At 69.4% G+C, this 19,084-nt stretch carries 23 protein-coding genes; 16 read left to right on the top strand and 7 right to left on the bottom strand.

Going from position 1 to position 19,084, the window contains the following annotated elements; translation table 11 throughout:
- Positions 1 to 27: 27 nt before the first annotated feature.
- Entirely contained in the window at positions 28 to 1,458 is a 1,431-nt protein-coding gene (locus tag NKJ07_RS18630; RefSeq protein ID WP_318568283.1) for a radical SAM protein, read from the bottom strand.
- Between the two features lie 122 nt (positions 1,459 to 1,580).
- On the opposite strand from NKJ07_RS18630, the gene NKJ07_RS18625 reads away from it, so the two are divergent.
- Entirely contained in the window at positions 1,581 to 2,231 is a 651-nt protein-coding gene (locus NKJ07_RS18625; protein ID WP_318568282.1) for a DUF2238 domain-containing protein, read from the top strand.
- A 101-nt stretch (positions 2,232 to 2,332) separates the two neighbouring features.
- Positions 2,333 to 4,087 carry a Rieske (2Fe-2S) protein gene (locus tag NKJ07_RS18620; protein WP_318568281.1) on the top strand — a complete coding sequence of 585 codons (1,755 nt, stop codon included), beginning with the start codon at positions 2,333 to 2,335 and terminating at the stop codon, positions 4,085 to 4,087.
- A 1-nt stretch (position 4,088) separates the two neighbouring features.
- Here NKJ07_RS18620 and NKJ07_RS18615 read toward each other — a convergent pair whose 3' ends face one another.
- Positions 4,089 to 5,129: an NAD(P)/FAD-dependent oxidoreductase gene (locus NKJ07_RS18615; RefSeq protein ID WP_318568280.1), complete on the bottom strand. Its 1,041-nt coding sequence runs from the start codon at positions 5,127 to 5,129 to the stop codon at positions 4,089 to 4,091.
- 179 nt (positions 5,130 to 5,308) lie between these two features.
- Between NKJ07_RS18615 and NKJ07_RS18610 the strand changes: the two genes are divergently transcribed.
- From NKJ07_RS18610 to NKJ07_RS18580, 7 genes are all read left to right on the top strand, one after another.
- The gene (locus NKJ07_RS18610) at positions 5,309 to 6,007 is read left to right on the top strand and encodes an HAD family hydrolase (RefSeq protein WP_318568279.1); all 699 of its coding nucleotides are present in this window, start codon (positions 5,309 to 5,311) and stop codon (positions 6,005 to 6,007) included.
- Between the two features lie 71 nt (positions 6,008 to 6,078).
- Positions 6,079 to 6,831, top strand: coding sequence for an aldo/keto reductase (locus NKJ07_RS18605; protein WP_318570494.1), 753 nt, complete (start codon positions 6,079 to 6,081; stop codon positions 6,829 to 6,831).
- 209 nt (positions 6,832 to 7,040) lie between these two features.
- Positions 7,041 to 7,745, top strand: coding sequence for an RAD55 family ATPase (locus NKJ07_RS18600; protein ID WP_318568278.1), 705 nt, complete (start codon positions 7,041 to 7,043; stop codon positions 7,743 to 7,745).
- A 5-nt stretch (positions 7,746 to 7,750) separates the two neighbouring features.
- Positions 7,751 to 8,167: a DUF8057 family protein gene (locus NKJ07_RS18595; RefSeq protein WP_484593990.1), complete on the top strand. Its 417-nt coding sequence runs from the start codon at positions 7,751 to 7,753 to the stop codon at positions 8,165 to 8,167.
- 116 nt (positions 8,168 to 8,283) lie between these two features.
- Complete coding sequence (gene msrB, locus NKJ07_RS18590) at positions 8,284 to 8,700, top strand: peptide-methionine (R)-S-oxide reductase MsrB (RefSeq protein ID WP_318568276.1); 417 nt, start codon at positions 8,284 to 8,286, stop codon at positions 8,698 to 8,700.
- A 113-nt stretch (positions 8,701 to 8,813) separates the two neighbouring features.
- A complete protein-coding gene (locus NKJ07_RS18585; protein WP_318568275.1) occupies positions 8,814 to 9,071 on the top strand; it encodes a hypothetical protein in 258 nt (85 codons plus the stop codon).
- Between the two features lie 45 nt (positions 9,072 to 9,116).
- On the top strand, positions 9,117 to 9,521 hold the full coding sequence (locus NKJ07_RS18580; protein WP_318568274.1) for a pyridoxamine 5'-phosphate oxidase family protein: 405 nt from the start codon (positions 9,117 to 9,119) through the stop codon (positions 9,519 to 9,521).
- Here the strand turns inward: NKJ07_RS18580 and NKJ07_RS18575 are convergent.
- A complete protein-coding gene (locus tag NKJ07_RS18575) occupies positions 9,515 to 10,375 on the bottom strand; it encodes a fructosamine kinase family protein (RefSeq protein ID WP_318568273.1) in 861 nt (286 codons plus the stop codon). The two genes, NKJ07_RS18580 and NKJ07_RS18575, sit on opposite strands and share 7 nt — an antisense overlap.
- Positions 10,376 to 10,486: 111 nt before the next feature.
- Between NKJ07_RS18575 and NKJ07_RS18570 the strand changes: the two genes are divergently transcribed.
- On the top strand, positions 10,487 to 10,927 hold the full coding sequence (locus NKJ07_RS18570; RefSeq protein WP_318568272.1) for an acyl-CoA thioesterase: 441 nt from the start codon (positions 10,487 to 10,489) through the stop codon (positions 10,925 to 10,927).
- Between the two features lie 96 nt (positions 10,928 to 11,023).
- Positions 11,024 to 11,938 carry a proline iminopeptidase-family hydrolase gene (locus NKJ07_RS18565; RefSeq protein ID WP_318568271.1) on the top strand — a complete coding sequence of 305 codons (915 nt, stop codon included), beginning with the start codon at positions 11,024 to 11,026 and terminating at the stop codon, positions 11,936 to 11,938.
- Positions 11,939 to 12,047: 109 nt separating this feature from the next.
- Here NKJ07_RS18565 and NKJ07_RS18560 read toward each other — a convergent pair whose 3' ends face one another.
- The gene (locus NKJ07_RS18560; RefSeq protein ID WP_318568270.1) at positions 12,048 to 12,269 is read right to left on the bottom strand and encodes a hypothetical protein; all 222 of its coding nucleotides are present in this window, start codon (positions 12,267 to 12,269) and stop codon (positions 12,048 to 12,050) included.
- Here NKJ07_RS18560 and NKJ07_RS18555 point away from each other — a divergent pair.
- Both NKJ07_RS18555 and NKJ07_RS18550 read left to right on the top strand, forming a co-directional pair.
- A complete protein-coding gene (locus NKJ07_RS18555; protein ID WP_318568269.1) occupies positions 12,243 to 13,016 on the top strand; it encodes a hypothetical protein in 774 nt (257 codons plus the stop codon). The genes NKJ07_RS18560 and NKJ07_RS18555 overlap by 27 nt on opposite strands.
- A 74-nt stretch (positions 13,017 to 13,090) precedes the next feature.
- Positions 13,091 to 13,732, top strand: a complete 642-nt coding sequence (locus tag NKJ07_RS18550) for a cupin domain-containing protein (protein ID WP_318568268.1) — start codon at positions 13,091 to 13,093, stop codon at positions 13,730 to 13,732.
- Positions 13,733 to 13,784: 52 nt separating this feature from the next.
- Here NKJ07_RS18550 and NKJ07_RS18545 read toward each other — a convergent pair whose 3' ends face one another.
- The gene (locus NKJ07_RS18545; protein WP_318568267.1) at positions 13,785 to 14,756 is read right to left on the bottom strand and encodes an aldo/keto reductase; all 972 of its coding nucleotides are present in this window, start codon (positions 14,754 to 14,756) and stop codon (positions 13,785 to 13,787) included.
- A gap of 342 nt (positions 14,757 to 15,098) precedes the next feature.
- Positions 15,099 to 15,713: a translation initiation factor IF-2 subunit beta gene (locus NKJ07_RS18540; RefSeq protein WP_318568266.1), complete on the bottom strand. Its 615-nt coding sequence runs from the start codon at positions 15,711 to 15,713 to the stop codon at positions 15,099 to 15,101.
- Positions 15,714 to 15,830: 117 nt separating this feature from the next.
- Here NKJ07_RS18540 and NKJ07_RS18535 point away from each other — a divergent pair, with 117 nt between their 5' ends.
- Positions 15,831 to 16,064, top strand: coding sequence for a hypothetical protein (locus NKJ07_RS18535; protein WP_318568265.1), 234 nt, complete (start codon positions 15,831 to 15,833; stop codon positions 16,062 to 16,064).
- Between the two features lie 70 nt (positions 16,065 to 16,134).
- Positions 16,135 to 16,572 (top strand): MaoC family dehydratase, encoded by a 438-nt coding sequence (locus tag NKJ07_RS18530; RefSeq protein WP_318568264.1) that lies wholly within the window; start codon positions 16,135 to 16,137, stop codon positions 16,570 to 16,572.
- A gap of 69 nt (positions 16,573 to 16,641) precedes the next feature.
- Here NKJ07_RS18530 and NKJ07_RS18525 read toward each other — a convergent pair whose 3' ends face one another.
- A complete protein-coding gene (locus NKJ07_RS18525) occupies positions 16,642 to 17,487 on the bottom strand; it encodes a potassium channel family protein (protein WP_318568263.1) in 846 nt (281 codons plus the stop codon).
- 90 nt (positions 17,488 to 17,577) lie between these two features.
- Here NKJ07_RS18525 and NKJ07_RS18520 point away from each other — a divergent pair, with 90 nt between their 5' ends.
- Positions 17,578 to 19,020 (top strand): Hvo_1808 family surface protein, encoded by a 1,443-nt coding sequence (locus NKJ07_RS18520; RefSeq protein WP_318568262.1) that lies wholly within the window; start codon positions 17,578 to 17,580, stop codon positions 19,018 to 19,020.
- The last annotated feature ends 64 nt before the right edge of the window (positions 19,021 to 19,084 follow it).

Genomic DNA, 19,084 nt, shown 5'->3' with positions numbered 1-19,084 from the left:
CCGGGAGGACCGGCGCGCGCTCTGGAGTCAGTCATCGTCGCTCTCCGACCGGAGTTCGGGCTCCGGCTCCAGTTCCGACCCTGGGGCGACGCGCTCGCGCCCGCCCCAGCCGTATCTCGACCGAAGGGCGTACGCGCCGTCGTCGGTCGTCATGTTGTACCCACAGAAGGGGACCAGCTCCCCACCGGGCGTGGGGACGGAGAGACAGCAGTTGCCCAGCCGCTCGACGTCGGCGGCGTCGACGTCCATGAAGCCGGTGAGCGTGACGGGGAGCACCGAGTCGAACAGATCTGTCGTCTCCTCCGTCGAGGGGCTCACGGGGCCGCAACAGCCGCTCATACCGCAGGCGCTCTCGCGGCCGACGTCGGTCTTCGCGAGGAACTCCATCCAGTCGGCCTCGTCGACGCCCCCGAGGACCGACCGCCAGAGCCCCTGGTCGAGAAAGCGCGTCAGCGGGACCAGGTCGTCTGCGTCGTCGCTGTCGCCGTCCCCCGTCGGGACGAGCGCCGTCCCCGACTGGCAGTACGCCGAACAGCAGGGGGCCGGCAGGAGATCTCTCGGTTCGAGCGCGTCGAGCTGTTCGGCCAGGCGCGTCGCCGCCGTGTCGAGCGAGAAGCGGCCGTTGGCGTCGACGTCGGCGTAGCGACCGAAGTGCGAGACCGGCTGGAAGTTGACCGAACGCACCACGTCGCGGTTCGCCACGGCGAACTCGACGATCGCCCCCATCTCGTCGTCGTTGACCCCCGGAACTACGGTCGGCACGAGGATCACCGGCAGGTCGGCGCGGCGACACGCCTCGATCGCCGCGTGTTTGTCTTCGAGGACGTCGGCGTCGCGGATCTCGCGGTAGGTCTCCGCCCGGAGCCCGTCGAACTGGAGGTATATCGCGGTGACGCCCGCCTCGACGAGCCGGTCGGCGTAGCCGTCCTCGCGGGCGAGGACGATCCCGTTCGTGTTGACCTCGACGTGGTCGAACCCCTTCCGTACCGCCGTCTCGACGAGCTCGGGCAGGTCGTCGCGGATCGTTGGCTCCCCGCCCGAAAACTGGATCGGACGAGGGCCGCCGCTGTCGAGCACGACGTCGAGCAGGTTGACGACCTCGCCGAAGGCGAGTTCGCGCCCGCCCGGGCCCGAACTGGCGAAACAGTACGAACACGAGAGGTTACACGCCTGGGTCACCTCGACGACGGCGAGACAGGCGTGATCGTTGTCGACCGCGAGGTCGCTCCCGTCGTCGCGCTCGGGCGGGTCACGCTCGGGGACGTCGGGGCTGAACTCGCCGGCCCACTCCCAGTGGTCGAGCGAGTCCCACACTTTGCGGCGACTGATTCCGTGTTCGGGACAGTCCCGGGAGAGGTAGACGGCATCGTCGCGCGCCTCGTACGTGCCGGGGACGCGTGCGAGACAGGTGGGGCAGAGGCTCGTCGTCGTCGAGAGCTCCCTGTCAGAAGTTGCCATGGCGTTGACAGCGGCGACGGACAGTTAACTGTTCCCCGGCTGTGTGACGCGAGCGACCGCGACGGCGTCGTCTGCCACGGTCGGGCGCTCACCGTTGTCGATGAACGAGGCGACCTCCGGTTGTGGCCCCGAGCCCCGCCGTCACGTCGGAAGAACTACTTGCGACGTGGGAGACGCCCGATGCGATGGGATCGATCCCTCACACCTCGCCGCAACTCCTCGTCGGCGTCGGGTCGGTGGTCGTCACGCTGGCGGCGGCGCTGGCGACGCGGGCCACGCCCGGTTCCCCGTCCGACGTCGGCTCCTGGCCCCGGGCGATCGTCACGCGCCTCCGGGCCGACCTCCGGCGCCGCGGGCCGGCGGCTCGCGCCTGGGCGGCGGTCGCGCTCTGGTCGGCGCTCGTGACGGGGTTGCACTTCGGCGGCCTCGCGTGGGGGATCTACTCCCGGCTGTTCTGGTGGGACCTCCTGACGCACGCGACGGGCGGGGCCGGCGTCGCCGCCGTCCTGTTCCTCGGTCTTCGGGATCGGACACCGGCGCGCACGACGCCGTGGTGGCTCGTCACCGGCGTGGCCGCCGTCGGCGCGGGATTCGAGGTGTACGAGTTCCTGTTCAAGGGCTTTTGGTACGGCTGGTCGCTCCGGTTTTACGCCGTCGACACGGCCATCGATATCGTCGTCAACGCGGCGGGCGCGGCCGGGGTGGTCGTCGTGATCGTCGCCTCGCGCCGCCTCCGCACGGAGCGTCGTCCGACGGTTCGGGAGCGGCTCTGAGCCACGCGTTCGGCGGACGAAGGCGACGACGGAGACCGGTGGCTTCAGTCATCTCTCCGCCGCGCGGGAACGTTTTACCTGTGGGGTGTGTTACCAGGGATATGAGTACGTCGCCCCCGTCTCACGCACACGAAGTGGGCCCGCTCGCCGACCTCCGCGAGGAGGGCCACCGCGTCGTCCGCGTCGACGGTCGCGCGATCCTCGTCGTCCACCACGAGGAGGAGGTGTTCGCCGTCGACAACCGCTGTCCGCACATGGGGTTCCCGCTCGCCCGCGGGTCGGTCGACGACGGCGTGCTGACGTGTCACTGGCACCACGCGCGCTTCGCCCTCTCCTGCGGCGACACGTTCGATCCCTGGGCCGACGACGTCCCCTCGTATCCCGTCTCGGTCGTCGACGGAACCGTCTACGTCGATCCCCGGCCGCAGGACGACCGGCCACCCGAAGCGCGGTGGGCCGACCGTCTCGACGACGGCCTCGAACGGAACCTCCGGCTCGTCGTCGCCAAGTCGGTCATCGGCCTCGTCGACGCCGGCGTCACCCCCACGGAGCCGGTCGAGAGCGGCGTCCGGTTCGGCGTGCGCTACCGCGCCGACGGCTGGGGGCCGGGACTGACGATCCTCACGGCCATGGCGAACGTCCTGCCCGCGCTCGCAACCGCGGACCGAAAGCGGGCGCTCTACCAAGGGCTCGTCGAGGTCGCCTCGGACTGCGCCGGCGAGCCGCCGCGGTTCGACCAGGACGCCTTCGAAGCGCGCGGGCTCTCCCACGACCGGCTCACGGGGTGGCTCCGCGACACCGTCGAGGTCCGGGACGGCGACGGCACCGAGCGCTGTCTCCGGACGGCGATCGCCGCCGGCTCCGACGACGACGCCCTTGCCGGTCTCCTGCTGACCGCGGCGACCGACCACCGCTACCTCGACGGCGGGCACACGGTCGACTACATCAACAAGGCGTGCGAGGCGCTCGATCACGCCGGCTGGGAGCACGCCGAGGCGGTCCTGCCCGCGCTCGTGACGAGCCTCACGGACGCGACGCGGAGCGAGGAGCTGTCGTCGTGGCGACAGCCAGTCGACCTCGCGGGACGACTGGACGAAGCGTTCGACCGCCTCGACGAGTTGGGGGCCGACGGCGCGGGGGCGACGTGGACGGAGCCCGAGGGGTTCGTCGAGACGCTTCTCGCGGACGACCCGGACCGCGTCGTGGGCGCGCTCGAAGACGCGATCGGCGCGGGCGCGACGCCGCGGCAGGTGGCTCGCGCGGTGGCGATGGCCGCCGCCACGCGCGTCGCGCGCTTTTCGACCGCGAACGAGTTCTCCGACTGGAATACGGTTCACCACACGTTCACGTACGCGAACGCGGTGCACGCGCTGTCCGAGCGCGTCGCGGGGGCCGACGTCGACCGGGCCGTCTACAAGGCCGTCTTCGATGGCGCGGTCAACGTCTACCTCGACCGCTTTCTCGACAGCCCGCCGGCCCCGCTCCCCGACCGGGGCGACGCGTCCGCGGACGTCGACGCCCTGCTCGACGAACTGGACGACACCATGGATCGGGAGGGGAGCGTCGACGAGGCGGGCCGCCTCGCGGCGCACGTGCTCGACGCCGGCGGCGACGCCGCGCGCTTGAAAGAGCGGTTAGGGGCCGCGCTGGTCCGCGAGGACGCGGGCTTTCACACGTTCCAGGCGCTCGAAGCGGGCTTCGCGCAGGCCGACCGCCGGACGGACGCGGACGCGCGGACCTGTTTCGTCGCCGTCGCGCGCTACCTGGCGGCGCACGCGCCCACGCGCCGAGAGCGCGAGCAGACGTTCACCATCGCGTCGCGCCTCCAGCGGGGAGAGACCGTCCACGGGGAGTGACTCACAGCACGGACGTCGCGAGGTGCTCGCCCACGCGCTCGCCCTGTTCGATCCCGTTCCACAACGCCGCGTGGACCCGCCCCTCGCCGACGACCCAGTCGCCCGCGAAGAACAGCCCCGCCGATTCGGCCTCGGAAACCACGTCCGTGACCGCCCGGTCGGGCTGTGCGTAGCGCCAGCCCTGGTCGTCGTACCAGTCCGGTTCCGCGAGCGTCGAGTCGTCGAGCAGGTCGGCGACCGTCTCCCCAACCACGCCGACCGACTCCTCCAGCGGGTCGTCGTAGTGGGCCGTCGACCACGCGGGCGACATCTGCACGACGAGCAGCGACTCCCCGTCGGGGACGTGCCCCGGCTTGCACTCCTCGCGCGACAGCCAGCCGATATCGTGTTCCTTGTCGAGGTTCACGAGGGCGTACCACGGCCGGTCGATCTCGAAGGGGTAGTGGAGGAGGTACGACCGGACCGTCCGGTAGGGGACCGACCCGACGGCCTCCCGGAGGCGGGGGAGTCGGCCGTCGTCCCACCGGGTGTCGGCGAGCAACGCCGCGGTCTGTGGGGCCGGCGGCGTCAGGAGGAGGGCGTCGAACGGGCCGTGGCCCCCGCCCTCGGTATCCGTGAGCGACCAGCGCTCGCCCTCGCGGTCGATCGACGCGACGCGCGTCCCGTTCCGAACTTCGGCGTCGGTCCGGGCGAGAAGGCGCTTCGCTAGCTGTGTCAGGCCCTCGGTCCAGCCGAACTTGTGTTCGTCGCGGCCGTCTCCCTCGCTGATCCGACCCCCGCCGTCGAACGTCCACACAGGCTGGTCGATGTCGAACAGTCCGTCCTCGCCGAGTTCGTACAGCAGCTCAGTCGTGCGGTCGTCGGGGTCCTTGACGTAGTTGGCCCCGTGGTCGTAGCGACAGCCGTTCTTCCGGCGCGTGGCCGCGCGGCCGCAGACGCCGCGGGACTTCTCCAGCACCGTCACGTCGATCGCCGTATCCCGGAGGGCGTACGCCGCGCCCGCGCCGGCCGCGCCCGCGCCGACGATACACAGTGAGCTCATGAGTGGGTGTTGGGGGAGAGTACTCAAATGTGTCGTGGCCGCGGCCACGCGTGCACGCGAGCCGTCGATCCCGGGTCGGCACGCGTCGATCACGATCGCAGCGGCCGTGCCAGCCACACGACGCCGGGACGCGCCCGCCGCCCGGTACCCTCTTTACTCAGGCTCTCTCGGTAGAAACCGTGACCGACGACGCCTACGACGCAGTGATCTTCGACAACGACGGCGTCCTGACGACGCTCGTCGACCGTTCCGTCCTCCGGGAGGCGGCGGTCGCCACGTTCGACTCGTTCGACGTCGACCCCGCGCCCGAGGACGTCGACCGGGTGACGATCGGCGTCTCGCCTGACGATCTCGCCGCCGTCTGTGAGACGTACGACCTCGCGCCCGACGAGTTCTGGCGCGTCCGCGACGAGACGGCCTCGCGGGCGCAGGTCGACGCCGTCCACCGCGGCGAGAAGCGCCTCTACGACGACGTCCACGCGGTCGACGCCATCGACCTCCCGCGGGGCGTCGTGAGCTCGAACCAGCAGATGACGCTGGATTTCCTCTTCGATCACTTCGCTATCGGCTCGTGGTTCGAGACCGTGTACGGACGGGAGCCCGTCCCGGAGAGCCTCGCGCGGAAGAAGCCGGCGACTCACTACCTCGACCGCGCCCTCGACGATCTGGACGTCGCGGCGGAGCGGACGCTGTACGTCGGAGACAGCTGGGTGGACGTCGTCGCCGGCGACAGCGTGGGCTGCGACACGGCGTTCGTCCGCCGACCGCACCGCCGCGATCACGCGCTCGACACCGAGCCGACGTACGACGTCGAGACGCTGGCGGCGCTGCTGGCGCTCGACCGCGTGCCAGTGAGCGAGTCGGAGGCCGCGCGGTGAGCGTCGACCCCGCGGGAGGGAGCGACCGCGAACCGGGCGACGGCGTCGTCCCGCCGGTCGGCCTCGGAACGATGGGGCTCGACGGCGAGTCGGGGCGAAAAGCGGTGGCGACGGCGCTCGACCTCGGCTACCGCCACCTCGACACGGCGCAGATCTACGGGAACGAGGCGGTCGTCGGGGCGGGGCTGCGCGAGGCGGTCGACCGCGGGATCGTCGACCGCGACGAGGTGCTCGTGGCGACGAAAGTGTGGGTCGACGAACTCGCCCCCGACCGCTTCCGTGACTCCGTCGAGGCCTCGCGCGAGCGACTCGGCGTCGACACCATCGACCTGCTGTACCTCCACCGTCCCCGGGGGCCGTACGATCCCGAGACGACGCTCCCGCTGTTCGACGCCCTCGTCGACGACGGACTGATCGGACACGTCGGCGTGAGCAACTTCACTGTCGACCAGCTCGGAACCGCCCGCGATCACCTCGACGCCCCGATCGTCGCCCACCAGACGGAGTACCATCCGCTGTTTCGCCGTCCCGCCCTCGTGGCCGACGCCCGCGAACACGACTACGCGGTCGTCGCGTACTCGCCGCTCGCCGGCGGGCGCGTCTTCGACCTCGACCCCGTCGTGGCGGTCGCCGAGCGCCACGGCGTCTCCCCTGCGGCGGTGAGCATCGCGTGGCTCCGCGCGAAGGGGCTCGCCGTGGTTCCGAAGGCCTCTTCACGCGAGCATCTCCGCTCGAACCGCCGCGCCGCGACCCTCGCGCTCGACGACGCGGATCTCGCCCGTATCGACGCCATCGAGACCGAGACCGAACTGTACCCCGAGTGACGCTCGCTCCCGCCGTGGGCTCGGCCCCGCCGGGCGGCCGGGCCGCACCGGCTCACGGCGGGGCGTGTCGTTCCAGTTCGAACGGCGTGTATTCACAGCCGTATCGTCGAAAAACACACAGACTGAACCGTGTTCTGTGATATCAGTTAGTTATCGTACCTGATATCTGGTGGAAAACGGTTATGCGTCGGTGTCGTGTGGGTCGAGTTATGAGAATCCGGAGTGGCGTCAGCGGGTTCGACGACCTCGTCGGGGGCGGATTCCTCCCCGAACGGCTGTACGTCCTGAGCGGTCCGCCTGGCAGCGGGAAGACGACCTTTACCGCGCAGTTCGTCGCCGAGGGGTTGCGCAACGGCGAACAGTGTATGTACATCACGATGCACGAGACGCGCGAGGAGTTGGTGAACGACATGTCGGGCTACGAGTTCGGCTTCGATACGCTCACCGACTCGGACAACTTCCGCTTTCTGAACCTCGTGAGCCCCAAGGGAAAGCACGTGCTCAACCAGTTCTCGCAGGGGAGCGGCTCCTCGAGCGTCAAGTCGCTGACCGACAAGATCGTGGCGTTCGTCAACTCGCGCAACGTCGACCGACTCATCATCGACTCGACGATGCTCCTCCGGCTGTTCTTCGCCAACGGCTCCGAGGAGATGACTCGGTTTCTCACCGCGCTGAAACAGGGCGACGCCACCACCCTGCTGGTGTCGGAGATGACGGACCCGACGTCGTACGCCGACGAGCACTACCTCGCCCACGGGGTCGTGTTCTTCCACAACTACCTCGACGCGGGCGGGATGACACGCGGCGTCCAGGTGATCAAGATGCGGGGGACGAACATCGACTGTGACATCCGCTCGGCGGAGTTCACCGACGGCGGGCTCGTGATCGACCCCTCGACCAAGGTCGACGCGTGAGCGAGATGTACGAGAACGCGTTCGGCTTCGACTGGACACGTCTCTCGGAGGACGAGGCGCTCAAGCGGATGTACGCCCTCGGGGTCGCGGCGGTCCTCGGCGAGCGACACCCCGACGAGTATCGGCGGATCATGCAGCAGGCCGACACCGCCTACCGCCGGAGCGTCCTCGAACTCTCGTTCAAGGAGGGACAACAGCGCGCCAAGAACAACCGCCGCGAGTTCGCGGACCACGAGGCGGTCTGGGACGCCCTCGTCGACACCGAACCGGTCGCCGGTCCGCCGTCCGCGCGAGACGACACCGACGACCGCCGGCCCAAGGGGAGCGTCCCCACCGCCGTGACCCGCGCGCGACTCCTTGACTACGGCTTCGACGACCTCGAACGGGTGCGACTCCCCGAGATGCTCCGCCGCAACGGTTGACGCGCGCCGAGCGGCTTGGTGTGAACGGTGTGAGCGGACGTGCGTCGAGGAGTGGTCCCGGTGCGAGCCGACGCCGTCCGGCAAACCCTCTTTTCCTTCCAGCCCCTCTCCCGAGTATGGATCAGTCGACATCGGACGCACGCGACCTGCCCGACTCCGACGCCGAGTGGCGCGAGCGCCTCTCCCCGGAGGCATACCGCGTGCTCCGCGAGCGCGGCACCGAACCCAAGTTCAGCGGTGACCTCCTGAAGAAGTCCGGGGACGGCACGTACGCCTGCGCCGGCTGTGGGACGCCGCTGTTCGACTCGGACACCAAGTTCGACTCCAACAGCGGGTGGCCGAGCTTCTACGACGTGCTCGGCGGCAACGTCGAGACGCGCACGGACACGAGCCACGGGATGCACCGGATCGAGGTGCTGTGTGCGACCTGCGACGGCCACCTCGGACACGTATTCGAGGACGGCCCCGAGCCGACGGGCAAGCGCTACTGCATCAACTCCGCCGCGCTCGAGTTCGACCCCGACGACGAGTGAGACCGTGATCCGGGCCGTCGGTCGCGGTTGAGGAGTGCGATCCACGGCGGACCGATATCAGAGTTGAATGACTTGGACAATATTTATGTTTACGCGGACCTTCTTCGTCGTTGATGAGTAGAGGTGTGCGGTCGGCCGAAGGGTACGAGGATCCGCTCGTTCCGCTCGGACTGATCGTCACTGGACTGCTCGCGCTCTGTCTGGCGGTGTTCTACCCGTTCCAGCAGCTCTTCTGGGGATCGTCACCGATGGCGCTGCTGTCGGGGGACATCGTCATCCCGTCGAGCACGGTGGTGATCGTCGCGATCCTCGTCTGCTTCGCCACCATCGCGACCCTCTACGGCGTCGTACTCCTGTTCTTGCGGCTGTGAGGCCGCCACGGCAGGCCTTTGCCGACGCCGACCGTTCAGTGTGCCATGTCCGACGTCCCCCGAGAAGCCGAACGACTGCTCACGAGCGAACCGCTGATGGCACATCTCGCGACCTGCCGTGAGGGGCGACCGCACGTCGCCCCCGTGTGGTACCTGTACGACCCCGACGGGGACGTGATCGAACTCGTCACCACGGGGCGCAAACTCGCGAACGTCCGTGAGAACCCCCGCGTCGCGCTGTCGGTCCAGAAGGACCACCACGGCCACGCTCAGTGGACGGTGACGCTGCTCGGCACGGCCCGCGTGGTCGACGACGAGGCCGCCACCCGCGCGGCGACGCGGCGGATCAACGCGAAGTACGACGCGAGCGAGGACGCGTGGGCCGAGAACCGCCTCGTCCGTGTCAGCGTGGGGAGCGCGTTCGTCCGGACGTACGACCGGGGTCAGTAGCCGAGCGCCGCGAGCGACCGGTCGAGTCGCTCACGGTAGCCCCCGCCGAAGAGGTGGACGTGGACGACCAGCGGGAAGAGGCGGTACACGCGCTCGCGATCCGCGAAGCCGGGGTCGATGCCGCGCATGGCGCGGTAGCGCTCGAAGAACGCCGCGTCGAACGTGTCCGTCCACGCGACGGACGCCAACTCTACTTCCGGGTGGCCGTAGTAACAGGCCGGATCGAGAAACGCCCGGACGCGGCCGTCGCTCGACAGGACGTTCTCGGTCCAGACGTCGCCGTGGAGCAACGCGGGGCGGGCCGGCTCCGTGAGGAGGTCGGCGAGATCGGCGGCGACGCGGTCGAGCCGGTCGTGCGTGTCCGGGGCGAGCGTCCCCGCCACCCGCGCCAGGTCCGAGACGTGCCGCAGTCGGTGCTCGCGGAAGAAGTCGATCCACGAGGCCGTCCACGGGTTCGGCTGTGCCAGCGGGCCGGTGAGCGTGTCGAACGGGAACCCGAACGCCCCCGCCGTCCGGTCGTGGAGCGCGGCGAGCCGCGTAGCGGCGTCACGCTCGACGGCGGGCGTCGTGGTCGACGACCCCGCGACGAACGCGAGGACGAGGAGGTCGGCGTCGGCGTACGCGACCGCGGGGACGGGAAGCGACGAGTAGCGGGCGAGATACCGGAGCATCCGCGCTTCGACGTCGAGCGGCGTCGGCCCCGTCTTGGCGACGACCGGGTCGCGCGCGGCGAACGCGACGCGGTAGACCGTCCCGACCATCCCGCCGTCGAGTTCCGTAACTCCGGTGACGGTCGCGTCGAACACGTCGGCGACGCGCCTCCCGACCGCGGTCTCGCTGTCGGCGTCGGTCACGGTCGGACGAAGCCGCGAGGGCACCTCACGCTTTCGCCGCGTCCCACGTGGCCCATGGGGTGGCGCGAGCGGTCGCGCCAGTGGTAAGTCGCTCGCCTGCCCTCTCCCTGTATGCCCACGCCCTCGGACACCTACATCCAGAACCGCGAACGCATCCAGCCGAACCAGACGAACAACTACGACACGGCCCACGGCGGCATCGTGATGCATCTCATGGACGAGATCGGCGCGATGAGTGCCATGCGCTTTGCGGGCGAGACCTGCGTCACGGCGCGCGTCGAGAGCCTCGAGTTTCGGAGACCGATCCCGAGAGGGGAGATCGCCGTCGTCGAGTCGTGGGTGTACGACGCCGGCCGGACGAGCGTTCGGGTCCGCATCCGCGTCGACCGCGAGGACCCGCGCACGGGCGAGTCCGAGCGCACGAGCGACTCGACGTTCACCTTCGTCTCCGTCGACACCGAGGGGAGCCCACAGCCAGTCCCCGAACTCGTCGTCGAGACCGACCGTGACGAGGAGCTGTGCGAACTGGGACGGGCCCACCACGGGGAGTGAGCGTCGCCACGCTCCGTCGCTCGAGACACTCCATTAACAGTCAATTGAATGATATATTTATGTCCGTTCGGGTCGTCCAGCCAGAGAGGAGAAAAAATGACGACCTACGACTACTTCGAACGGGACCACGGCGAGGGGTACCTCGACGTGGGCGGGTACGAACTGTTCTTCCGTCGGTTCGGGAGTGGAGACGAGACTGTCGTGGGCCTCCACGGAGGACCAGGCATCCCCCACGACTACCTCGCGCCGCTCGCGGCCCACGGGAGCGGTGAGCGGACGGTCTACCTCTACGACCAGTTCGGTGTCGGCCGTTCCGACGGGCCCGCGACGGGCGACTTCGACCGCTACACCGTGGATCACTACTGCGAGGAGGTCGAGGCGTTCCGTGCGGCAATCGGCGCGGAGCAGATCCACCTGTACGGTCACTCGTGGGGTGGCATGCTCTCGCTGGAGTACGCCCTCGCGTACCCCGAGCGGGTGGCAGGCCTCGTGCTCGCAAACACGTTCGCGGACATGGCCTCCGCGCACGATGCCGTCCGCGAGACCGTGGAGACGCTCTCGGAGGAGTCACGCGAAGCCATCGCGACCCACGAAGCCAGTCGGACGTTCGACGCCCCGGAGTTCCAGGCGGCGCTCATGGAACTCATCAGGACGCACATCTGCCGGACGGAGTCGTTCCCGCGGTCGCTCTCGCGCGCGTTCGCGGAGATGAACCACGATGTCTATGGCCTGATGTGGGGCCCAACGGAGTTCACTGTCGCCGAGACCGCACGCCTCCGCGGCTGGGACGTCTCCGACCGCCTCGCTGGACTCGACGTTCAGACGCTCGTCCTCACGGGCAGCTACGATGAGTTTTCCCCGGACCTCGGCAGAGACCTCGCGGACGGACTCCCAGACGCCGAACTCGTCGAACTCAACGAGAGCAGTCACATGCCGTTCTGGGAACAACCCGACGACCACTTCGAGGCAGTCGAGGCGTTCCTTGGCGAGGTCGACGCGGTTCCCGGGTGACCGACGCAACGTGTTCGGAACCGTCGCTGTGCTGATCGGCGGTCGCTACTCGTGTCCCGACGTCCGTCCTGGCTGAGACGGTTTCCCCACCACTCGACGCCCGGCCTCGTCAGTGGGCTGTTCCGACGGCGGCGGCGAGGGCGAACGTCGAGATGCTCGGCACCTCACCGCCGTCGACGGGTCCGGCCATCCCGTCGAGGTGCCGGACCTCACGGTAGAGACCGACCGCGACCGCGACCTGCGCGCGGAGGGCCGTGCCGCCGCGGTCGGCGGGCTTGATACCGCTCGGTCCGTACCCCGGTTCGTGACCTCGAACAGTGGCGGCGGGCACGGAGACGAGGGCGAACTGAACCACCGCGACCGGGCCATCCGCGCGCTTTCGACCCACGCGTACGCCGACGCCGGCGACGAGTATACGCTCGCCGCCTACGGGGGGTTGGCGGGTCTCGAAGGCCGTCGGCGTGAGGCGTTCGATCCCGACGACGCCGGGTGGGTCGGCTACCCACTCGCCGCGCTCTTCCTGGCGGGAGTCTGTTACCGGGTCGCCGGGGCCGACAACCGCGCCCGCAACCGCGCCGGCCAGGGTATTCTTCTCAGCAGTGACCAGCGCGAGCACGTCCTTGACCACGCCGTCGAGCGCGCCGCCTGCCACGAGTGGACCGGCGACTTTCGATCCCTTGCCGGCGACGCCGACCGCGCCGCTGCGGCGTACGACCGCGCCGCCGACGGCTACGCGGCCGCCGACCCCGACGCGCCGGCGGAGTGGACGACCCGGCCCCTCCTCCAGGCCGGGACCGACGCCGTGCTCCAGCTGTCGCGGCCCGACGACCTCGACTGGGGCGACCTCCACGGGTCGAGCGGGTCGGACGCGCTCGGCCACCGTGTCCGGTTCAAGCGGTCGCGGCTCCGATCGCTGCTACAGGTGAGAGTCGACGACGGCCGGCTGTTCGCCCCTCGGGGATCGACCGAGTACGGCGTCGACGCGTTCCGGTGTCCCGACTGCGGCGCGAACGACGTCAACTACGTCGCCGAGACGGTGTTGTGTCTGCGCTGTAACGCCGCGGTCGACCGCGTCTGAGACGCCCAGCGGCGCGACACGTCCGCCCCCGTGACGGCGAAACCGTCTTTCCGTACGACGCCGACTGGACGCGTATGGCCGAGGGAGCGACCGACGAGCGCGTACCCGTCTCGAACCCCGTGACTGGCGTCTCGCTGTTCGACGTGCCGGGAGACGAGGGAGCCGCGGAGATCCGTCTCGACCCGGGCGCACAGGGGCCGGCCGAACACGTCCACCGCACGACCGAAGAGCGGTTCACGGTCCGCGACGGCACCGTCACCTTCCGCGTCGGCGGCCGCGAACGGCGACTCGGGCCCGACACCGAGGTCCGCGTCTCCCCGGGCACGCCCCACACCTTCCGGAACGAGGGCGACGAAGCGGCCACGATGCGCGTCCGGACCGTCCCGCCGAACGACCGCCTCGGCGCGGTGGTCGTGACGCTGTTCGGCCTCGCCCAAGAGGGGAAGGTCGACGAGCAGGGGCGGCCGGAGTTCCTTCGCGCGATGGCGATGGCCGAGGAGACGCTCGACGAGACGTACTTCACGGGCGCGCCGTACGCGATCCAGCGGGCGCTCGGCGAGACGGTCGGCCCGGTCGCGCGGGCGCTGGGCTATCACGCCACGGACGAGCGGTACCTCGACGATGCGTTCTGGCGCGAGCGCGCCCGCGAGGGGTCGGCGTCAGGTCGGGGGCAGGTTCGAGGAATCGAGATCCCGGTCGTGGACGAGGGTGAGTAGCACTCGACCCGCGCACCAATCGCCGCTGAAGCCTGCGTCCTCGACGACCGGTCTACTCGTGCCCCGACACTCGAACGGGTCGATAGGGCGCTTCGAGCCACTCGACGTCGGAGTCCGACAGCGAGACGTCGAGCGCCTCCACCGCGTCTTCGAGGTGCTCGATGCTCGACGTTCCCAGGATAGGGGTCGTCACCCACTCCTTGTGGAAGAGCCACGAGAGGGCGATCTGGGCCATCTTCACGTCCTTCTCCGCGGCGAGTTCTTCGACTCGTTCGTTCACCTCGATCCCGCCGCCCTCCTTGTACGGTCGGCCGACGCCGGCCTCGTGTTCGCCCCGCGTCGTCGACTCGAACTCGTCGTGGGGGCGGGTGAGGTAGCCCGCGCCGAGCGGCGACCACGGCATCACGGCGACGCCCTCCGTCGCGCAGAGCGGGAGCATCTCGCGTTCTTCTTCCCTGTAGGCGAGGTTGTAGAGGTTCTGCATGGAGACGAACCGTTCGAGCCCCTCGCGTTCCGCGGTGTGGAGCGCCTCGGCGAACTGGTGGGCCCACATCGACGACGCGCCGACGTGTCGCACTTTCTCTCTTCGTACCTGGTCGTCGAGCGCCCGCAACGTCTGCTCGATCGGCGTGTCGTAATCCCAGCGATGGATCTGGTAGAGGTCGACGGTGTCCATGCCGAGTCTCGACAGGGAGGCGTCGAGTTCCTGCTCGATCGTCTTGCGGGAGAGCCCCCCGGAGTTGGGGTCGTCCTCGCGCATCTGTCCGTACACCTTGGTGGCGACGACCAGTTCGTCGCGGTCGTACTCGCCTAAGACCTCGCCGAGGATCTCCTCTGACTCGCCGTACGAGTAGACGTTGGCGGTGTCGAAGAAGTTGATTCCCAACTCGATGGCGCGCTCGATGACCGCGCGGCTCTCCTCGGCGTCCAGCGTCCAGTCGTCCCACTGGGTGCCGAAGCTCATACAGCCGAGACAGATCCGCGAGACGGTCGTCCCCGTCGAGCCGAACGTGGTGTACTCCATACCCGGGAGTCGACCGGACCGGTGAAAAAGCGTGTCGTCGGGACCGGCTCGTCACTCCCTGTCCCGACAGCACGGCCCCGGTGGCGCGACGGTCGCGGCTCTGACCGCGACCCGGCGCGAGGGATGAGCGACTGAGTGAACGCAGTGAGCGAGGGGGCATCGGCTGGGGAGGGCCGTGGTGTCACCGCCCTAGCGGCTGTACGCCACTCTCACTCGCCACTCAGCGCCTCACCTCACCCACCGGTCGTCGGGGTCCATGCGCCGACCGTGAATCGCCTCGGGGTCAAGCCCCGGGGCATTCTTCCTCGACAGCCTGTAAAAACGCACTCGCTCCGCTCCGGTTCAGACTTTCCGCGCGAACGCCAGCGAGCCGCTGATGCTCTCGATGAGCGCGGAGACGACCTCGCCCTCACGCGCGCCGGGGACGAAGATGGTGTACTTGCCGCGCTCGGCGACGCCGTCGCCCTTCCGGCCGGTGCCGGTGATCTCGACCTCGTACGTCTCGCCCTCCTCGATCACGTCGCGGGGGGTCTGCGTGGTCGTCTGGCGCTTCTGCTTCTCGACGGGACGGAACGCCCCACAGGCCGTACAGCGGAGCATGTCGACGCCGTCCTCGGTCGTCAGGCGGGTGTCCGGCAGGCCGCACTCGCTACAGAGGACGAACTCCTCGATGTATTTCTCGATGGCGGCGTCGAAGTCCGCGACGGTGAACGAGCCGTTGTAGCGGGCGCGGTCGCCGTCGAACTGACCCGCCGTCCCGAGTTCGCGCTGGATGGCCCGGTGGACGTGTTCGGGCTCCCGCGAGAGCGCGTCGGCGATCGCGCCGAGGTTCGTCAGGCGTGTGAACGCCCCGTCCGTCTCGCCGGCGGGATCGGGCACGCGGAGGCGTCTCTCTTCGGTTCCGGTTCGCTCCGGCAGCGCGTCGATCGCACGGTCGAGCGACGATTCGTAGTCCATACCGTCGGAAGACGCTCGACACGGATAGCCGTTGGCAATCTCGGACGGACGCCGCGAAGCGGCCCGCGTGAAACGACCCACCGACAGGTCGATGTACCGCACGGCCGATCGTCCCGTATGACACTCTCACCCGTGGCCGACGCCGGCCGATCCGTCACCGAGACGCTCCGCCTCGCGGAGACAGTCGTCTGGTCGCTCCTGTTCGTCGCGAGCGCGGCGCTCGTCGGCGCGGCGCTCGCCGGCGCATTCGTCGTCTCCGCGCGGCCGGTCGACGCTCCCGTCGCCGCGTTCCTCGCCGCCGCGGTCGGCGGGACGCTCCTGTTCGTCGCGAGCGAGTTCGCGTTCGAGTAGGTCCGAGGGTGTGCGTCCGCCGCACCACCCCGACGGCGTCCTTTTGCCGGTCCGCGTCGCTATGTAGACGATGACCGAACACGAGTCGGTCTGGCCGAACGGCGCACCGCAGGTGGGCGACCGAGCGGAACGCTCCCGCGAGATCCGCCCCGAGCACATCGAGTACTTCACCGAGATCACGGGCGACACAAACCCGCTCCACTACGACGACGCGGCCGCGGCGGCGACCCCGTTCGGCGAGCGCGTCGTGCAGGGCGGGGTGACGAGCGGGATACTCAACGCCGTCGTCGCCGAGGACCTCCCGGGGCCTGGAACGGTGTTCATGAGCGTGAACTGGGAGTTCACGGCCCCGGTGCGGCCGGGCGACACGATCACCGGCGCGGTCGAGGTGACCGCCGTCCGGGAGGACAAGCCGATCACCGAACTGGAGACCCAGGTGACGCGTGACGACGGTACCGAGGCACTCTCGGGGACGGCGGTCTGTTACACGTTCGACGTGGGGGAGTGAGACGGCGGGTCGGGGCAGCGTATCGAGGGCGAGGCGGACACGCCGCCGACCCCGAGCGCGGACTACCCATCACTCCCGCGAATCGTGTTCCTGGTAGATGACGTGCCCGCAGGCCTTGCAGTGGGAGGCGTCGGCGTCGTGGTATTCGAGTCCACAGTCCGGGCAGGCGACGTTCTGTCTGTCCTTGTGCGTCCACTCGCGGACGATCTTCGACGCCTGCCACGGGATGAGGATGATGCCAGCGAGAATGGCCGCGATGGTCACCCACCGACCGGCCTCGGTGGCCGGCGTGATGTCGCCGAAGCCGACTGTCGAGAGCGTCACGACGGTGAAGTAGAAGGCGTCACCGAACGTCCGCACGCGGGGGTTGACGGCATGTTCGAAGTCGTAGAACAGCCCCGCCGAGACGAAGAAGATCGCGGCGACGGTCATGAGTAGTTTCACCACCCGGAGCGTCTCGACGGAGACCGCCCCGAAGAAGAACTCCTCGTCGCGGGTGAAGCGGAAGAAGCGGAGCACCCGGACGACGCGGAGCAGTCGGAGGACGCCGAGGCCGCCGGCACCGGCGATGACGCCCGGCCCCGCGAAGACGGCGAACGTCGGGAGGATCGAGAGCAGGTCGACGACCGTGTACGGGTTCGTCGCCTCCGCGAGCCGGTTCCGCGCGCCGTACAGCCGCAGCACGTACTCGGCGGTGAAGACGGCGGCGATCACCACCTCGGCGGCCCAGAGGGCGGCGCGTTGGCCCGGCGAGAGCGGATACGTCTCGGCGACGAAGATGCCGATGAACACCAGGTTCAACAGGAGCAGACAGACGTCGATCGCCTTGCCCGCCGCCGTCCGGTGGTCGATCAGGTAGAAGCGAACCGTGTCGCGCCGGGTTCGCGTCGCGGAGTGCCCACCGTGGCCGTCCATACCTCCCGTACTGGGTCCCCGTGACTAAGCCTTCCGGGCCCGAGTGACGACGCCGACAAGCTTCTTGAACGTCCGACCCATGCAGTCGGTATGAAGCGGTCCCACGCCTCCGCGCTCTTCGTCGTCGTCCTCGTCGTCTTGTCCGGCTGTTCGGCACCGTTCGTGGACGGACCGCCCGCGATCAGCGGCGACGAGGCGGACGGGGGGAGCGGCGGCGCGTCCGCGGACGCCCCCGCCGATCCCGAGACCGACCGGCTCGGCTGGGAGGCGGGCTACTGGTACAACGAGTCGATCGACGTCGACCAGTCCGACGGGCTCTCGGACGCGGAACTCGACGCATTCGTCGGCCGGTCGATGGCCCGCGTGGAGTACCTCCGCGACATCGAGTTCGAGTCCGAGGTCCCCGTCGAGATCATCGCCCGCTCGGAGTACAGAAACGGGTCGAGCGAGGTGCCCACACCCGCCGAGAGCGAGTTCGCCGCCTGGAACAACCAGGTGTGGGAGGCGCTTTTCATCTCCGGCGAGGACGAGAACGTCCAGCGACAGCTCTCTGACACCCAGGGGAGCTCCGTCGTCGGCTTCTACGCGCCCGTCGACGACGAGATCAAGGTCATCACCGAGACGCCCGACTCGCCCGTCATCCGCAACTCGACGCTCATCCACGAACTGGTCCACGCCGCCCAGGACCAGCGGTTCAACCTCACCTCCGCGCGGTACCGCGGCGACACGCAGGACGGCGACCTCGCCATCGACGGACTCATCGAGGGCGACGCCAACTACGTCCAGCGCGAGTACACCCGGCGGTGTGCGAGTGGCGAGTGGGAGTGCGTCGCGACCCCCGCACAGAGCGGCGGATCGGACGGTCCACAGCCGGACCTGGGAATCCTCCTGACCGTCTTCCAGCCGTACTCAGACGGCCCGGTGTACGTCAGTTCGCGGAAGGAAAACGGCGGCTGGGACGCCGTCAACGCCGAGTTCGACGCACCTCCGGAGTCGACCGAGCAGATCATCCACGTCACCGACGAGGAGCCGGTGCCGATCGAGTACACCGACCGCGCACGGAACGGCTGGGCGCTCTACCCCGACCAGGGCGTCGAGGGATCGGACACGGTCGGCGAGGCGTCGATCTACGCCATGTTGTGGAACCAAGCGCGCTCGGCTGACGCCGAGACGGTCGACCCCCGCGGGCTGTTCGATACCGACAGCGACTACGACACGTACAACTACGCCGCCGAACCCTCGACCGGCTGGGCGAACGACCGCGTCTTCCCCTACCACAAGGGCTCGGGTTCCGCGGCGGAGTACGGCTACGTCTGGGTGACCGAGTGGGACTCCACGGCGGACGCCCGTGAGTTCCACGAGGCCTACCGGGCGGTCCTCCGCGCCCAGGGTGCGACCCAGGAGGCCGACCGCGTCTGGGTCGTCTCGGAGGGGCCGTACGCCGACGCGTTCCGCGTCACCCGCTCGGGTACGCGGGTCGTGATCGTCAACGCGCCCACGAGCAGCGATCTGGGCGACGTCCGCCCGCGCTGAACGGCCCGTCGGTCACGTCGGTCACGTCGGAGTCGCCCACGATCGAGACCAGCGCGGTGTTGTA

The organism is Salinigranum marinum (genome assembly GCF_024228675.1).
In the GTDB taxonomy this organism is placed as follows: domain Archaea; phylum Halobacteriota; class Halobacteria; order Halobacteriales; family Haloferacaceae; genus Salinigranum; species Salinigranum marinum.
The sequence above is the reverse complement of the archived record's forward strand: the minus strand, read 5'-3'. Positions and strand labels throughout refer to the sequence as shown.

Coding starts and splice junctions, on each gene's coding strand:
- NKJ07_RS18630 (WP_318568283.1), bottom strand. CDS start 1,458: ATGGCAACTTCTGACAGGGAGCTCTCGACGACGACGAGCCTCTGCCCC.
- NKJ07_RS18605 (WP_318570494.1), top strand. CDS start 6,079: ATGGGGCTCGACGGCGAGTCGGGGCGAAAAGCGGTGGCGACGGCGCTC.
- NKJ07_RS18530 (WP_318568264.1), top strand. CDS start 16,135: ATGACCGAACACGAGTCGGTCTGGCCGAACGGCGCACCGCAGGTGGGC.
- NKJ07_RS18545 (WP_318568267.1), bottom strand. CDS start 14,756: ATGGAGTACACCACGTTCGGCTCGACGGGGACGACCGTCTCGCGGATC.
- NKJ07_RS18585 (WP_318568275.1), top strand. CDS start 8,814: ATGAGTAGAGGTGTGCGGTCGGCCGAAGGGTACGAGGATCCGCTCGTT.
- NKJ07_RS18540 (WP_318568266.1), bottom strand. CDS start 15,713: ATGGACTACGAATCGTCGCTCGACCGTGCGATCGACGCGCTGCCGGAG.
- NKJ07_RS18550 (WP_318568268.1), top strand. CDS start 13,091: ATGGCCGAGGGAGCGACCGACGAGCGCGTACCCGTCTCGAACCCCGTG.
- NKJ07_RS18570 (WP_318568272.1), top strand. CDS start 10,487: ATGCCCACGCCCTCGGACACCTACATCCAGAACCGCGAACGCATCCAG.
- NKJ07_RS18565 (WP_318568271.1), top strand. CDS start 11,024: ATGACGACCTACGACTACTTCGAACGGGACCACGGCGAGGGGTACCTC.
- NKJ07_RS18520 (WP_318568262.1), top strand. CDS start 17,578: ATGAAGCGGTCCCACGCCTCCGCGCTCTTCGTCGTCGTCCTCGTCGTC.
- msrB (WP_318568276.1), top strand. CDS start 8,284: ATGGATCAGTCGACATCGGACGCACGCGACCTGCCCGACTCCGACGCC.
- NKJ07_RS18620 (WP_318568281.1), top strand. CDS start 2,333: ATGAGTACGTCGCCCCCGTCTCACGCACACGAAGTGGGCCCGCTCGCC.
- NKJ07_RS18600 (WP_318568278.1), top strand. CDS start 7,041: ATGAGAATCCGGAGTGGCGTCAGCGGGTTCGACGACCTCGTCGGGGGC.
- NKJ07_RS18535 (WP_318568265.1), top strand. CDS start 15,831: ATGACACTCTCACCCGTGGCCGACGCCGGCCGATCCGTCACCGAGACG.
- NKJ07_RS18525 (WP_318568263.1), bottom strand. CDS start 17,487: ATGGACGGCCACGGTGGGCACTCCGCGACGCGAACCCGGCGCGACACG.
- NKJ07_RS18595 (WP_484593990.1), top strand. CDS start 7,751: ATGTACGAGAACGCGTTCGGCTTCGACTGGACACGTCTCTCGGAGGAC.
- NKJ07_RS18580 (WP_318568274.1), top strand. CDS start 9,117: ATGTCCGACGTCCCCCGAGAAGCCGAACGACTGCTCACGAGCGAACCG.
- NKJ07_RS18615 (WP_318568280.1), bottom strand. CDS start 5,129: ATGAGCTCACTGTGTATCGTCGGCGCGGGCGCGGCCGGCGCGGGCGCG.